The sequence below is a fragment of the Flavobacterium hydrophilum genome, assembly GCF_003202405.1.
Taxonomy (GTDB): domain Bacteria; phylum Bacteroidota; class Bacteroidia; order Flavobacteriales; family Flavobacteriaceae; genus Flavobacterium; species Flavobacterium hydrophilum.
Genome location: NZ_QJHL01000003.1, coordinates 135357 through 150551, shown reverse-complemented (window position 1 = coordinate 150551; position 15195 = coordinate 135357). Strand labels below are relative to the sequence as shown.

21 protein-coding genes are annotated in these 15195 nt (G+C 37.4%); 3 read left to right on the top strand and 18 right to left on the bottom strand.

Annotation, left to right across the window (positions count from 1 at the left end):
• Window positions 1–2: 2 nt before the first annotated feature.
• From DMB68_RS13780 to DMB68_RS13695, 18 genes are all read right to left on the bottom strand, one after another.
• Window positions 3–782 carry a hypothetical protein gene (locus DMB68_RS13780; protein WP_110347261.1) on the bottom strand — a complete coding sequence of 260 codons (780 nt, stop codon included), beginning with the start codon at window positions 780–782 and terminating at the stop codon, window positions 3–5.
• Window positions 779–1243 carry a hypothetical protein gene (locus DMB68_RS13775; RefSeq protein WP_110347260.1) on the bottom strand — a complete coding sequence of 155 codons (465 nt, stop codon included), beginning with the start codon at window positions 1241–1243 and terminating at the stop codon, window positions 779–781. The genes DMB68_RS13780 and DMB68_RS13775 overlap by 4 nt, the downstream gene beginning before the upstream one ends.
• Window positions 1233–2060 (bottom strand): nucleotidyltransferase, encoded by an 828-nt coding sequence (locus tag DMB68_RS13770; RefSeq protein ID WP_110347259.1) that lies wholly within the window; start codon window positions 2058–2060, stop codon window positions 1233–1235. The genes DMB68_RS13775 and DMB68_RS13770 overlap by 11 nt, the downstream gene beginning before the upstream one ends.
• 1 nt (window position 2061) lies before the next feature.
• A complete protein-coding gene (locus DMB68_RS13765) occupies window positions 2062–2364 on the bottom strand; it encodes a hypothetical protein (RefSeq protein ID WP_110347258.1) in 303 nt (100 codons plus the stop codon).
• Window positions 2365–2367: 3 nt separating this feature from the next.
• Window positions 2368–2652 (bottom strand): hypothetical protein, encoded by a 285-nt coding sequence (locus tag DMB68_RS13760; RefSeq protein WP_110347257.1) that lies wholly within the window; start codon window positions 2650–2652, stop codon window positions 2368–2370.
• 7 nt (window positions 2653–2659) lie between these two features.
• On the bottom strand, window positions 2660–3178 hold the full coding sequence (locus DMB68_RS13755; RefSeq protein WP_110347256.1) for a hypothetical protein: 519 nt from the start codon (window positions 3176–3178) through the stop codon (window positions 2660–2662).
• Window positions 3179–3183: 5 nt separating this feature from the next.
• Window positions 3184–4170 (bottom strand): hypothetical protein, encoded by a 987-nt coding sequence (locus tag DMB68_RS13750; RefSeq protein ID WP_110347255.1) that lies wholly within the window; start codon window positions 4168–4170, stop codon window positions 3184–3186.
• Window positions 4171–4803 (bottom strand): DUF6046 domain-containing protein, encoded by a 633-nt coding sequence (locus tag DMB68_RS13745; RefSeq protein WP_110347254.1) that lies wholly within the window; start codon window positions 4801–4803, stop codon window positions 4171–4173.
• Window position 4804: 1 nt separating this feature from the next.
• Window positions 4805–6478 carry a tape measure protein gene (locus tag DMB68_RS13740; protein WP_165830139.1) on the bottom strand — a complete coding sequence of 558 codons (1674 nt, stop codon included), beginning with the start codon at window positions 6476–6478 and terminating at the stop codon, window positions 4805–4807.
• Between the two features lie 207 nt (window positions 6479–6685).
• Complete coding sequence (locus DMB68_RS13735) at window positions 6686–7087, bottom strand: hypothetical protein (RefSeq protein WP_110347252.1); 402 nt, start codon at window positions 7085–7087, stop codon at window positions 6686–6688.
• Between the two features lie 17 nt (window positions 7088–7104).
• Window positions 7105–7539 carry a hypothetical protein gene (locus DMB68_RS13730; RefSeq protein ID WP_110347251.1) on the bottom strand — a complete coding sequence of 145 codons (435 nt, stop codon included), beginning with the start codon at window positions 7537–7539 and terminating at the stop codon, window positions 7105–7107.
• 2 nt (window positions 7540–7541) lie between these two features.
• Window positions 7542–8702 carry a DUF2586 family protein gene (locus tag DMB68_RS13725; protein ID WP_110347250.1) on the bottom strand — a complete coding sequence of 387 codons (1161 nt, stop codon included), beginning with the start codon at window positions 8700–8702 and terminating at the stop codon, window positions 7542–7544.
• Complete coding sequence (locus DMB68_RS13720) at window positions 8702–9298, bottom strand: hypothetical protein (RefSeq protein WP_110347249.1); 597 nt, start codon at window positions 9296–9298, stop codon at window positions 8702–8704. Before DMB68_RS13720 ends, DMB68_RS13725 begins: the two co-directional genes overlap by 1 nt.
• Window positions 9299–9314: 16 nt before the next feature.
• On the bottom strand, window positions 9315–9839 hold the full coding sequence (locus DMB68_RS13715; RefSeq protein WP_110347248.1) for a hypothetical protein: 525 nt from the start codon (window positions 9837–9839) through the stop codon (window positions 9315–9317).
• Window positions 9836–10291 carry a CHAP domain-containing protein gene (locus tag DMB68_RS13710; RefSeq protein ID WP_110347247.1) on the bottom strand — a complete coding sequence of 152 codons (456 nt, stop codon included), beginning with the start codon at window positions 10289–10291 and terminating at the stop codon, window positions 9836–9838. Before DMB68_RS13710 ends, DMB68_RS13715 begins: the two co-directional genes overlap by 4 nt.
• On the bottom strand, window positions 10291–10575 hold the full coding sequence (locus tag DMB68_RS13705; protein WP_110347246.1) for a methyl-accepting chemotaxis protein: 285 nt from the start codon (window positions 10573–10575) through the stop codon (window positions 10291–10293). Before DMB68_RS13705 ends, DMB68_RS13710 begins: the two co-directional genes overlap by 1 nt.
• A gap of 70 nt (window positions 10576–10645) precedes the next feature.
• Window positions 10646–11602, bottom strand: a complete 957-nt coding sequence (locus tag DMB68_RS13700; protein WP_110347245.1) for a phage capsid protein — start codon at window positions 11600–11602, stop codon at window positions 10646–10648.
• A 12-nt stretch (window positions 11603–11614) separates the two neighbouring features.
• Window positions 11615–12607 carry a hypothetical protein gene (locus DMB68_RS13695; RefSeq protein WP_110347244.1) on the bottom strand — a complete coding sequence of 331 codons (993 nt, stop codon included), beginning with the start codon at window positions 12605–12607 and terminating at the stop codon, window positions 11615–11617.
• 146 nt (window positions 12608–12753) lie between these two features.
• On the opposite strand from DMB68_RS13695, the gene DMB68_RS13690 reads away from it, so the two are divergent.
• From DMB68_RS13690 to DMB68_RS13680, 3 genes are read left to right on the top strand one after another with little or no spacing between them, the layout of a single operon-like run.
• Window positions 12754–13197: a terminase gpP N-terminus-related DNA-binding protein gene (locus tag DMB68_RS13690; protein ID WP_110347243.1), complete on the top strand. Its 444-nt coding sequence runs from the start codon at window positions 12754–12756 to the stop codon at window positions 13195–13197.
• A gap of 52 nt (window positions 13198–13249) precedes the next feature.
• The gene (locus tag DMB68_RS13685; protein ID WP_124019431.1) at window positions 13250–14722 is read left to right on the top strand and encodes a hypothetical protein; all 1473 of its coding nucleotides are present in this window, start codon (window positions 13250–13252) and stop codon (window positions 14720–14722) included.
• Window positions 14722–15192: a hypothetical protein gene (locus DMB68_RS13680; RefSeq protein ID WP_110347241.1), complete on the top strand. Its 471-nt coding sequence runs from the start codon at window positions 14722–14724 to the stop codon at window positions 15190–15192. Before DMB68_RS13685 ends, DMB68_RS13680 begins: the two co-directional genes overlap by 1 nt.
• The last annotated feature ends 3 nt before the right edge of the window (window positions 15193–15195 follow it).

Genomic DNA, 15195 nt, shown 5'->3' with positions numbered 1-15195 from the left:
TTTTACTTTTTCCAGATTGCTAAATAACTAACCTCCGAAGGTGCACGATTTTCGCTATTGTTGCAGGTGATTCTAACATTGTTAACACCAATATCCCATTTACACCAAATGGTATCACCATTGTCGACATTACCACCAAAAGCTACTTTCGCTATTCCCGCACTAAATCCCTTTAAATGCGCCATTGTAAAACCTTCTGGCGGGTTAACTATATAATAATTTTTAGTAAAATCATTATCGTTTATTCCTGTGGAGGAACGATTGAGAGTTTCAACAATTTTAAAATCGTAAACCTCTTGAAGATTTTTTTGCGCACCTGTTTCGATGGTCAGCATTTTTGTATAGACAATTGCAAAAGCATCGGCCAAAGCTTCAAATGTGGTTAAGTCTGTTTTACCTTCCAGAGCTGCTTCAAGTTCTTTTGTTTCTTTTGGCCTGATAAAATCAGCCCAATCCATAGAATTGACTCCTGCTCCAAAAGTCACATAGCGAGTTCTTATAACTGTTTTAGACTCATTATTTTCAAAAACAAGATTCTCTGTGTCTTCTTTTAAAATCACTTTTGTTTGAACGAGACCGCCTTTAAAAGCTAAAACTTCCCCATCTAAATACACAACACCATCACTAACATTTGAACCTGTAAGATTACAACCATACAAGATCGTTTTATCTCCTGCAATTCCTCCCAAACCATTAAAAACGGCGGAAATTTTTTGCAGTTCATCCAAAATCCTAGTTGTTAGCGGAAAGCCCCCAGTTTGATTAACATCCAGTTTATTCATATTGCTATTATTTGATAAGATTTGCCCGCTAAAACATAAAATTCAATCGTGGCGACTATTTCATTTATTTTTAAATTCATTATTTCCTGTGGTACATTGACTAAGAAATCAACCGTTGATCCTTCATAATTAAATTCAGGTTCTAACCACATAGTACCTAAATACACTGGTAAATTTTCCGCTTGTGTATAGATGTAGTCTTTTGGTTTTTTGTTGGTGTTGGCTATTGTTATTCTCCTTTGTTCTGGGTCATACCTGTCATTTAAAACACCTCTCATGTAACATTTTTGACTGTTGTACGAAAGCTTTTTAAGATTGTCTTTTCGCATATTTGACCAACGAATATGCAAGTTTAGTATTGGTGAAATCAAAGCTTTGAGATATCCAAAATTCTTAGTCTTTCGCATTGGTGTTGGCAAAAGCAAAAGGATTAGTTTGTCAAAATCTACTTTAAACCACATAAGAAATATTATCAAAATTTGGAATAGTAAAATAACCACTCACCGGCACCGTCCTTACATTTATTGGCTGAGCATCTTCATACTCATTTGTATCAATGTTAATTGCCTGTGATTCGGCATTTACAATATGTGGAATATTAACACCTGGTACCTGCTGTAACTTATCTACTAAATGAGCCAGAACCAACTCACCATTAAAAGGAAGTTCTTTCATGTACTCTTTAATTGCATCCTGAACGGGGTAATTAGCGTTTAAAATACTCATGCCGTTTGCATCCAAAACCAATGGATCACGATATATCTGCATGTTTAATAATAGAATATCCGGCAAAAGGTTTATAACTAAATAATTTACGCCTGCATCGGTAATCTCATCAATGTAAAAATCAAATGCATTTTTAACTTCTGGTGTAATTGGTGCCAAAACTCCTGCTGTTTCGGTAGCTATCTTAATACGCAATTGCCCGCCTGATTTTGTTACTGCTGAATACTTAATGACTTTAGAAGCTTCGATTTCTTCATCTGTAAAACCTGTATTGTCATATTTATCCGTGTCCCGGATTAAATCAAATCCGTATTGAAATGCTAAAGCTGCATTTCTATACCATGAAAGACGGTGCGGGAATTTAGTTTCTATTATATTAGTCACTTCCTGAGTATGAGTATCAAAAAGAGATTCTAAAAGCCAAATTGCGTAACTTATTATAAACGTATAACGTCTGTAAGCTGCGGATTGACTTATGGAATTTGGGAGCGTAGGATCAGCAGCTATTTTAGCATAAATTCCGTTTTGAATGTCTGTTATTGTTCGTGCCATTTTAATCTACTATAAATGTTGATCCTACTATCATTGTTCCGATTCCAATAGGTGGTTTAAAATCTTCCAATTGTGTCTGAGTTATACCTGTAGCTGGTATTGCAGTTTTGCTTTTTAAATAGTCCGTTTCTTTTTTTAAAATTGTCATACCCTCTGGAATTAGTATTTGTTCACCGGAAACGGGATCATCAGTAACCGACCTTTCACCGTTAGCAAGTGCAAGAGCATAAGCATTCATAACACTTCCTGTGTGTTGTATGGCTAAATCAAACCAAGATTGCAAGACTAATACAGTAACTGTCATTGTTTAATAATTTGCATCGATTTCAATTGTTAAATCTGATGCTATTTGAATTTTATTTACTTTCATACCATCAAATGAAAATTCTAATCTCATTTCCCTGGCTAAATTTTCGGGGCTATCGTCTTCCAAATACCTTTGCGCTCCAATGCCTCTCATTGGCACATCTTTTAATTCGCCTTTGTCAATCAAAATCAACATTTTTTGATGTTGGGCTGTACTTTCTCCGACAACTAAATCACCATCAGTAACCAGTAAATCAAAATCATCATCTAATAAAAAATCTGTCATTTTAAACCTATTTTAAAAACTGATTAATCCTTGTTTCAATAGCAGTAAATTGAGCTTCATTTATTAGCACATTCGTTGTGCCTGACTGAGCCGATGCAGTACCCGTTGTATTAACCTGAAAGCTCATGGATTTAATTGCGGCTAAAAAATCAACCATTATTTTTTTTAATGTTTCGTTTTCCTTTTGAAATAAGAATCCTGATGCATCAACTTCGATAATAGTATTTTCAATGTAGTACCCCACTTTCGTCACTTCATCGGCTGCAATAATCATCCAGTCGTCATCATCTTCAACACGAACGGCCAAAACATAACTACCTACTTTCGGTACCAGGATAAAACTTTTTTTTTCTGAGAGAACCGGACGAAGCCTAACATCCAAAATCTCCTGATCGTCTTCGTCAATAAGAACACATAAGGCTTTATTTTCGTCAACAGATTTAACTTTCGCTATATTACTAACAGCAGGACCGTCGTTTTTTGCCATCTGCTGAAATGCTAATCTTATTTGTTCCGGTGTTGGCATTTTCTTTATGTTGTTATAAAACCTAATTCTAATGTTTGCCTGCCGCCTGATTTGCTAAACTCACCTGTAACGCTTTCAACAAAAAAACTTCCCGATTTATCAGGGTATTTGTAACCGTCTATTTCTGCGATGTCTCCTTTGTTTGTTGCAGGTTCTAAAAATGCCATGATGTTACCTTCGTAGCCGTTGTAATTGCTTTTAGTCTGTAACCTGTTAGCAATTTGTTTTAACAGATCAGCAGGTAATCCTGCTTTTACTTTTACGGTCTTTTCGTTGTCGTATTTATCTGCATCGGACTTGGTTCGTTTAACTTCGCCTTGTCCGCTTTTTTCCTGAATAACTATTCTAACATTTTTGTCAACAAGGCGTTTTTTAAAATCATCGTCTTTTACGGTATTCCAACCTAAACGAAGCTTTACACGTTTACCTTTCTTACCAAATTGAGTACCTACATACAATTCATTAAAATTGAAGTAAACAGCCAAATGCACCTCTTTTTTAAGCCATTCCAAAACCTGAATGCCGGTTGCATTTTTAAACCGTACATTTTTTAAAGGAATGTTTGGCATTTCATCAGATAAAACTATTTCAGTACCTGAGCATAGATCAGTTAACAACTGCTTTACGGTTACATCCGAATAGGTTTTATTGAAAATGATGTCATATAATAAATAACTATAGCCCTCACATTCAATTTTTACAGGAATACCCATATTTACACGCTTAATAAAGCCCTCAAAACGCTTTACATTATTACCATCATAACCAAGCAATATGCTGATTTTGTCGTTTTCTTTAAAAAGATACTCTGTGCGGCTATTTGGTTCTTGCAAGTCTTCAGTTATCGTCTTTTCGTTTTTCAAATATTTAATCCTGGGCAATTCAATTGTACAGGTATCAGTAAAACTATTTATGTCCGTTTTCCAAGAAACCTTAGAGGGTTTAATATTTGGATAATCTCCAATTGTAATATTGCTGGTTAAATAAAACATCTATGTTATAATTAAATCCTCTATATAATCCGTTTCAAGAATCATTGAAAAGGGACGTATCCAAACCGCCTTTCCTTGTACTTCTGGAAAATCCAAACTGCTTATAGCAACTCGACAGCTATCTTCAAGAAAAATTTCAGGATAACCGCCTTTTAATTCAATTTCGCCGGGGCTCTCGAATATTTTCTTTAATTTGTTAATCTGGTCTTCTGGTACTAATTGATTTTTACCAATTAAAAACCCTTTGATTGTAAATCTATAATCGTCTATTGCAAAGCATTCCTTTACTTTTCCTTTACGTTCACTAACCGGGGTTCTGATGATATCTTTCATTAAATTTACACCCACCGTACAGGCTTCAATTTCAATTTCGGTAAACAGACTTCCTTCAACAGCTCTTAATTTCACAGGAAACCAAATTGACTGCCCGTAAGCTCCAATTTTATTAAAGGGAATGTTTTTGCTTGAATAATCAATACTGCCTTTAGGTCTCGTATTTTCAGAAGTTATTGAATATCCAATTTCTTCTGTAGTCGGTTGCATCGAATCCTTATCGGTAATGAAATAAGGATTATTTGCAAAATAGGTTTTGTATAATTTTACTAAATCAACTACTGTATTTGTACTAAACATATTAAACCATTTTTGAACCGTTATATACTATTCTTGCTAAGCATTCCATTACAACCCTTTCCATTTCGTCAACCGATTCGTTGGCGTTCATTGTGGTAAATTGCAGGTTTTCAAAAAACTTACCTACCTGAATATTTACCACTTTTGGACCCGCTCCGGAAACAGTTTCACCGGCTGACTTTCCGGCTGAACCGTTTGAAGTCATTAATGCAGCACCGGCACCTAATGGCGAATCGTCCGGGCTTTCGTCTTTTGGTTTGGGAGTAATTAAGGTTTTTGTACCTTTTACATTAATCGTACTGTTATTTCCTTTTATCCACTTGTAAAAAGCTTCAATCTTATTTAAAATTGGCTCAACAAGATTATCCCAAACCCAAAGAATGCCATCTAAAACAAGACTAATTGCATCTGCTACACTTTTCATATACCATCCAATAAAACGAAACACATCTTTCAGAATCTCACTTTTACGGACAAACTCGACGATTCGGCTAACAAATTCCCATAATTTGACAGCTATATTTTGAATAACTGGCCATAATGACGTAAAGTTGTTTTTTGCTATAGCAACCCACTCACTCCATTTGCCGGTGCCTTTGACCAGTTCGGTAACGTAATCAACCGCTTTACCAATTCCGTTAGCAAATCCATCGATATAAGGTTGTGCACGTTCGATCATAGGACCAATGCCGTTAGCAAACTTAATTCCCATGTCTAAGAACTTATTGATAACCGGTGAAAAGGCATCGCCTAAGTCTGATGCAGCAGTCATAAAGTTGTCCTTAACAGTATTCCACTTTCCGGATTTTGTTTGTCCTTGTGCTGCCAAAGCACCTTCATAAATACCGCCTTTAGAGTTTGCCATAGCAAGGGATTTTGCAAGGTCTTCATAGGTGACTTCCATTTCCTTGACCTGTTCAATACTTTTGCCTGTTGAGCGTGCCAACATGGCGTAAATATTAATACCGGCTATTCCAAACTGTCGAATATCCATTGCGGTAGCTTTTCCGACCGTTTTAATTTGCTGCATGTTGGCGGCCATTCTTGATAATATATCATTACCGCCACCAACAGCCGAAACGGCATTAGCTAAATTCATGGTGTCGGTTCTGGCAGCCTTAGCACCCAATCCCGCGGAAATCAAAGAACGGTTAACCTCCAAAAGTGAAGCTGTATCAAAAGGCGTTGCGTTTGCATCCGCTCTAATGTTTTTATAAGCATCTTGCGCGCCTTGTTTACCTAAAAAAGTGGTTAAACCAGTAATTGCCTGTTCTTTTTCGAAGCTTTTTTCAATCATTGCGCCTACACCGGCTGTCGCTGCATTAACTAACATAGAAACCCCGCCAGATGCTAAACCGCCAATCATGGAACCTATTGCAACACCTCCGATACCTAAACTTTTAGAACCACCACCAGAAGACGAACCGCCTATATTTCCCGCGTGGTTTGCTGCTTGCCTTTGTAAAGATGAAAGCTCACGTCTGGCCATTGCAATTTGACTGGGAATAGTACTCCTGCTAATTGTGTCTTCGACTTGTCTGATTCTATTCTGAAGCTCCGTGAAGCTCATCCCTAAAACCCTGTTACGACCCATCATTTGATTAGCCGACTGACTCATTCTATTAAATACGGACTGGGAAGTCGAACCAACTCGCGTTATGTTCGAGCTTGCCATGTCCCGCATTCTTAAAACAAAATCAATAGTATTATTCATAACCTAAGTTCTTCCTTTTTTGATAATTCAAGCGCAATACCGGTGCGATAGAAAAATGTTTCGTCGCCCCAATCTTTCAAGGCATTTGCACCGAATTTCATACACCCAAATACAATCAGGTAATCTAAACCGGCTTTCTTATTTTGGCAATCCTTTATGCCTTTATTGCTAAGCGCGAAAAAACTCGGCTTTCTTCCCTTCCAAGATGTTGTTTATCTGTAAGAAAACAGAAATGAATTTTTCTTCGTCTTCGATGAGAATTATATCACCATCCAACCAAAGTTGTTCTGTGACCATTGCAACCGCTTTACTTAGTCCATTGGTTCCGATTGCTTCCATGTAGTCCCCTAAATCGTCAGCCGTTGGAGGTCTTAAGACTGCCAAATCGTTTTCATGTTTTAGATAGATCAGTTTACGACCTCCTGAAAGCTCTTTCCATTCATCTAACTTTTTTTGAGTAAATCTTTCAACGAATGGTGTTGTGTCGTTTTCTTTAAGTTTTTCAACTTCTTTTGCTTTACGATTCGCAAAAACGGTTTTTAAATTACTGGGTTTACCTGATTCTTTCATTTGTTTGTTTTTTATTGTTATGGTAATCTTACATTCATTGCCAGGTATGGCAACGTTATTTCTCTGTGTTTGGCGTTTTGCTCCATGTCAACTCCTGATTCTGTAAAAGCAACGCCAGAAGCGATGTAAACAGAAATAGGATCGATTAATCTTTTTTTATACGAACAGGTAATTACAATTAGCTCGTGAGGCACTTCTGTAATATCTTCAAAACCTGCAAGCCTAGCGGCTTTATTCATGGCGTCAGCTTCAAAGCCTAGTACCTTAATACTCCCAGAGCTTTTTTTGTTCCCGGACTGAATATCGATGGCCTCATCACCCGCCCCGTATAAATGCTCTTTTTCAACTTCCTTTTTGAAGCTAAAACCGCGTAAACCTTTGATTGTTCGGGTTAGTATTTTAATCTCAAAGTTTGACCATGCACACTCTGATGAACTTATATTTACATTCATGGCTATAAATTAGCGGTTAAACCTATTGTTACTTTAATCCAGGTTAAATACCCCAGAGGTAAGACAGCAATTTCAATTGCTCCTGTGCTCGTGTTGATAATATCAACATCCGTTGGGACATTAACATCAATATTACTGACCTGTCCGGCTAATTGTGATCTTAATTGCTGTGCGATTGTTTCTTCTAAATCTTTCGCATCAGTAGCATTGATAGTTCCGTCAGCATTAACACGAACAGAAGTTTCTAAAAGAGGAGTCGCAGCTGCTACGCCAACTCTTTGAGCTTTGTCGATTATACTGCCATGCACTAAGATGCTGAAATCGTCATTAGTAGCCATATTATCTCTTGCAAAATAATATCCCGCTGATCCGTCACGTCGATGCATAATGATATATCCTGCTTTAGCAAAATCATCTAATTCTTCCGGGTAGTAATCTTGGATAGATTTGTCACCTATAAAAACTTCTGAAATTGTCAAAGGACCATTTTGCCCGTTACCAATTTTAACATGACATTGATATTTAACCGCTCTTGCCAAAGCCAATGCAACACCACTTGCTCCAGAACCATCGTTTAAATCACTTCCAAGTACAACACCTGCAAAACCATTTCCGACTGTATTAGGTTTGAATAAATCGGCTTCTAAATCAGCTATTCGACCCTCAATAAGCATTCGTACTGGCTTGTTAATGGATTGCTGATATTGTCCTAAAGTTTTAGAGGCTAACAAAGCATCTTCGACATCTTTATCCAAAAAGTGATCTTCTGGCATTTCATACACTTCGCTTGGTTTGCGAATCAACCCAACAATGGTGATTTCACCTTGTGCCGAATTAAGCAGTTTTTTAAGACCGTTTGCATTGGTTGAAGTAACCATTTGCGTAAGTGTCATTGTGTCCTCAACTCCAAGAATAGTTAAAGCTTTATTACCTCCTAATTCTTGATAAAAAACCTCAATAGCCTTGTTTAAAAATGGTTCGGCTGCTACTGTATATCCCTTTGAAACTGCATCATCATAATTGTAAACAGTTTCAATAACGCCGATTTTTGTTTCGGCCGTTCCCATAAGAGCTCCAACGCTGTCTAAGATTTGCAACTGGCGTTTGAGGTTGCCAGAGGCTACTACTGTAGTAACCTTTGGCGTTCCGGTTTCTTGTGCCATTATTGCTTATCTTCTAAGTTAACAGCAACTTTATAAGCTTCGATTGCAGCTAATAAATCAGGTTGCTTTTTGGTTGGAGCTGTAAGCCCTAATGAATTAAAAAGCGATAGTACTTCAGGATAAATTGCTGTTTTAGGATCAAAGTTTTTTAATAACTCCAAATGATCTGCTTTAGGAGCATCAGCATTTTCAACTACAATATTTATTGGGTTTTTAATTATTGAAACATTAAACTCTTCGTCATTTGATTCTAAAACATCAGTTGTCGAAATAGAAATAGTGGTATTATCTGATGTTCTAATAAAATTGTCGTCAATTCTTGCGAAACCTAGTAAGATTAATGTATCAACTCTTTTTTTGAATCTTGCTTCTTTATCTTCTGTCGTTTCACCAGTTTCAATAACAGGATCAATTACTTTTTTATTCATCAATTCAAAATCACTTCTATAGTGAGAAATGACTTCATTGTCTTTTAACCCGCCTGCATGACCGTCAGCAGTTCCTTTGGTATGAAACACTCTATTATCTGATGTAATGTGACATTCATTACTTGATGGGTGTCTGTCGAAATAATCGACCGCTTTTTCGTTTGACATTTTAAATAGTATTTAATTAGATTTTAATTACACTGGTTAACCTCAAAACGACGACTATTATAAGCAGTCCAATAATTACGAGGAATATATCACCTAGTATCATTTGTGTTTTTTGCCACCATGTTAATTCCTTTTCAACCGGATAAGGTATCTTCTGGGTTATTTGCTTATGCTCTTTAGTGTAAACATCTTTCCATTGTGCAAACAACTTAATTGCCTCAGCTTTACAGTCAACCGTAAGTACATTATCCTTTAAATTGACTTTTGGAGGTTCTAAATTTTTACCAGGTGTTAATATTGGTTTAACATCCTGTTTAATGGCTACCTTCCCGTTGATGCATTCCAGATACGCCTTATAATAGCTGCTATCTTGCAAGACTTCGAAAACTGTATCACGTACCACTTCTTTTGTGGTGGTTGTCGTAGTTGTCTCTGTAGTTGTTGGCGGTACAACACTAGAGCTTTTGCAAGCTACTAGTGTTGTTGCCAAAACAACAAAACAAAAAATGGACAGACAGAATTTTAATTTTAGGTTTTTCATAATCTTAAATATGCTTTAATTGTGCTTTTGCTTCGGATTCTTCTACATACTTTGTAACCTTCCCGGCTACCATCATCGTTGGTGTTTCCTTCGATGGTGTGTATAATGTTTTTGTCAACCTTTTCAACTATTCCGGTATGTCCTTGACCTTTGCCAAAGTCCATAATGAAAATGTCGCCCGGTTGTGGTTCCTTAACCACTAAATCTTTTTCGAAGTTTAGCATTGCCAAAACTCCTGCAGTTTTTGTAAGTGGGTTTGCGATGGCCAATTGTAAAGAAGCTTCTTTGGTACACCAGTACACAAATGCCATACACCATGCATAACCTTTACCAAGTCCTACCGACTTTAAATATTTTTCTACAGCTGGACCAGCGTTACTGTTTTTTGGTATTTCTTCAACACCCAATTGAGTAATGGCAACAGCTAATGTTTTTTGTCCTAATGTGCTCATTATACTTTTCCGTTAAGTTGTTTGAACTTTTGTAATTCCTCCACTAAGTGCTGATTTATAACCATTAATTCGCGGTGTTGCGCTTCCATTTTTTTGATAGTTTCAGTTGCGGCAGTTAATCTGCTTGCCATATCGTCAAGTAAGTCACGATAGTATTTTACAGCGTTTACAGCATTGTCTAATTCGGCAGCTCTATCCGCAGCAAGGTTTTTTCTTTTTGAAAAAATCCATGTAATCAATGCAGAAAAAAAAGCGGCTAATGTTGGGAATACAAATTGATCCATGTAGTTGTTTTAAAAAAAGGCTTCTACTATAGGCGTAGAAGCCTTTTGGATATATATAATATTTATTTCATTAAGCTGCCTGAACTACAATTCCGACACCTTTCCAGTCTTCACGACGGCAACGACCACCCATTTTTACAAGTCCTGAGTGAATATCTCCGAAGTATAAAGGGTTTTCAAAATCTTGGAAAAGTTTAGTATCTCCTACAGATTTTGTTACACTGTCTTTTTGCCAAAAGATGCTTGCAAGATTATCTGTAGCTGCCAAAGCTTCACCAGGTAATCTAAACGTTCCGCCGGCGGTAAGTGCCAGAACCGAACTTCTCTCTAAGAAAGTAAAGCCGGCAAACTTTCCGATAATACCGTTTTCCAAATCAGCAGAAGCTTGAAAAGCCGCCATTTGATTTTGTGATAATGAGTCAATAAACTCTTGCTGCATGTAGCTTTCTAACATTGCATAGCGATCTTTCTTAGGTACATTGTCCTTATTGAATTTAGCTTGCATTTTTTGAGGCTCTTTATAAGTAAAAGCTTTACGGGTTCCGGTTTGTCCGTCCTCAGCATTTACAGCCGTTGCAGCTCCACTTGTTGGGATATGTCTTGAAGCAGGTAAATACTCAACAGTTGTACCGCCACCAACAGCAGGTTTAACACCTTTAACCCAACTATAGGTTAATTCGTCACCGATAGTTTCAGCCAAAGTATCTGTATGATCTGCTAATACGCTGTCTTGTTTTTCATAACTGATCTCTAATTTTTCAGAAGTCAATACTGCTGTCGGATCGGTTGTGAAAACGTCAAGAGCATACATAATTGCGGTGTCTCCACGTTGAACTGCTGTAGCTGCTCCAAAACCTCTGTTTTTTACAACATTTGGTTTTGCTCCTGCTTGCGGAATGTACACCACAGAACCACCTAAGATGAATTTACTTTCATCGAAACAAAGTGCAATGTGTGGGTTTGTTTTACGTAGTTTTTCTACGATATAAGACGCCCAAAATTCTTGGGGTATTTTTGGATTTGCCATAATTAAATTGGATTATGAGTTAGGAAATTTTTCTTTTCTTAATTTCTCGTACAAATCAGGCAACTGAATACGTACGGTTTCTAATTGGTCTGATTGATATAAATCATCCCATTTTTTGCCAGCAAAAGCAGATGCATCAGTTTTGTCGCCCAATTCATCTGTAATCAATGTTTGCGCTGGCATAGCATCGATAAGGCTTTTTAAACCTTTTGGGTTTTCTGCAAAACTGTCTGCTAAGTTTTTGGACATTTCTTTTGTCAGTTTCTTGTCAGTTTCACCTTTAGCCAATAAGTCCTGAACTTCTTTAGCAACACCTTCAGCTTTTAAGTCGTCAAGCTCCTTTTCCTTGTCTTTCAATTCCTTGGTTTTATCTGCTAAATCCTTTTGCAGTCCAGGTATTTTGTTGGCTTTATCAATTAAGTCCTGAAATGCACCGTTTGCATCTTCATCACTTGAATTGTCGCTCAAATTCAATGCGGTCAAAACGCCCGCCGTTAAAATGATTTTTTTCATGTTATTGGGTTTAATTATTTTAAAATCTGAAAGGTTTAATTCGTTGTCGTCAATATCAAAAAGGTCAGCAAGTGCATTGTAATTGCCCGGAATATCAACTAGCGAAATTTCACGAGGAAACCACTTTGTAATTGTGGGACCTGTTTGATCCGGCAACATTAATTCCTTTAAGTCCGAATAGTCCAATACAACTATTTTTCCGACGCTGGCCGCATTCAAAAAACCGTTTTCAATTTCTGATACAATGGTTTCACCTTGCGGGTGTGCTAAATTGATTATCGGTTTAGCATAAACCTTATCATTATCGATTCTAAAGTCTTCCCAACGCACTACGACACCATTGTCACGATTATGCATTTTAAATCCTATAGGATTTTTTTTGACTTCATCTACCAATAAACCAGACGTCAAACATCGATAGCCATACACATTCACTGAGTCGTCAGTAATGCAAAATTCCTTATCGATTTTTTTCAGTTTAGGGGTACTCATTAAGCTTTCATATTTATGTGTTTGTTAAATCTGAGTACAAACTTGCGAATACTTCAAAGCCTTTAAAAATAAGGGCGCAAGGGTTGCACACATATTTTAAAATAGGCTTGTTTTAGGTCAATTTTGCCCTGTAATCAATTAGCAAAATGGGAATTTCCAAAGCACAAGAGCGGGAGTACGCTCGAATATTATATGTAAACGAGCGCATCACTTTTAAGGAGATTGCAGAGCGCACCGGTGTGACCGAAAAGACAATCGGCAAATGGGCTGAGGCTGACAATTGGGCGAAGCTTAGAAAAAGCTTGCTAACTACTAAAGAAGCTCAATTGGTACACTGGTATAATCAATTAGATGCTTTAAACGAATTGATTGCAAAACGGGAAATCCCTATACCACAATCTAAAGAAGCGGACATTATGAGTAAGATAACCGCAAACATCCAGCGCCTCGAAACCGAAATAGGATTAGGCGAATATGTGGAGGTTTCCAGAAAACTATTAACGTTCATCCAGTCGATTGACTTAAGTGATGCAAAAAATTTCAAAAATTACATTGATGAGTTTATCAACTCTAAACTAAAGAATGGCTAAAAAAGTAAGCAATAAGGAATATTTAGATATATGGCGTGAGTTCTGTGAAAACATGGACAATGCCACACCTATTGACTTAACCGAAAGCCATGGTGCAAAACTGCGAAGAATTGCACACCTCGAAAAAAATCCAGAGGAATGGTTTAAATACTATTTTCCTAACTACTATACCAGCGAACCCGCTGATTTTCATATAAAAGCAACCAGACGTGTTTTAGCAAATGCCGAATGGTACGAAGTCCGATCGTGGGCGCGAGAACTCTCAAAGTCAGGGCGTACTATGATGGAAGTGCTTTATTTGGCAATGACAGGTAAAAAGAAAAACATTCTTTTAATCTCGAATTCTGCTGATAATGCCGAAAGGTTGCTTTTACCTTATAAAGGAATCCTTGAACGTAACAACCGAATTATTGCCGATTACGGCATTCAAAAGAAAGTTGGTTCATGGGAAGCCTCAGAATTTAAAACCCGTAAAGGTGTTTCGTTTCGTGCCATTGGTGCGGGTCAGTCACCACGTGGAACCAGAAACGATGCAAGTCGTCCCGATGTTATCCTGATCGATGATATTGATACTGACGAATTTTGCCGAAATATAGAGCTGGTAAAAGAGCGTGTTAAATGGATTGAGCAAGCATTAATTCCAACGCGTTCAATTTCAAACGGCTTACTACTTATTGCTTGTGGCAATATTATTGCCAAATACTGCTGTATTACAGAAATGGGTAAAAAGGCAGACAAATGGGACATTATAAACATTCGCGACAAAGACGGCAATAGCTCGTGGCCACAAAAAAATAAAGAGGAAGCCATTAAAAGGGTTGAAAGCTCCATTTCTTATGAAAGTTTTCAAAAAGAATATTGCAATAACCCTATGGACGGTGGCGACACCTTCAAAGATATACTTTTTGATAAGTGTCCTCAATTACGTCATTGCGATACGGTTGTAATCTATGCCGACCCCGCACCGTCTAACTCAGACAAGACAAATGCAAGCAGTAAAGCGATTGTTATTCTCGCTTGCAAAGGCATTCACTATTATTTATACAAAGTTTGGGTTGACCAAATGAGCAATGCACAGTTTTGCGAGTATTTATTTGAAGCGCATGACATTTGTAAACGTGCAGGTGTTGATCCGGTTTACATTTGGATTGAAAACAACTCACTTCAAAATCCATTTTACGAACAGGTTATTTTGCCACACATTTACCGACTTGAAAGCGAGCTAAAAACCTCTTTGCCTATTCGCCCGGACGATAGAAAAAAACCCGAAAAATACGCAAGGATTGAGGGAACCCTTGAACCATTAAACCGTTTAGGCAGATTGATTTTTAACCTTATGGAAAAAGCCAATCCACACATGGAAAGAATGGTAGCTCAGTTTACAAACTTCAACCGTAAGGCTAAATTAATGGACGGACCCGATGCGGTGGAGGGAGCTGTAAAAAAGGCACAAGATATTTCAATAAGCAATTCGACCGGAGCAATAGAAAGCTTCCCACGTAAAGCCAATAAACATAGAATGTAATGTTAGTACAACCATCAGAATTGAATACCGAGTTATACCCGGAAGTTATCGCAGCAATTACACGTAGTAATCCTAGCGAAACACTATCACAGATTAAAGCAGCAGAAGACTTCTGTAAATCATATCTCTTTAAATACGATTTAAAAGCTCTTTTTGGTGATGATACTACAGAACCGGCAACAGCTCCAACCGTAGTTGATGAGAATTTAAAGAAAACGGTAAAGGTCATTGCTTCGTACTGGTTGGTTCGAAAAGCAAACCCGAATGTAAACCTTGATTTATTTCGCGAAGATTGGGAGCTAATGATTGGTAACAAAGAAGTGCCTGGATGGTTGTATGATATTAAAGAGGGAAATATTAACCCTGACTGGCCATATAAGCAAGATGATCCAGAAACACCAGAAGACGAAAGCGAAGTAAATGACGGCGTTTTTTGGGGTTCTAACCAAAAACGTACACAAAGATTTTAACAC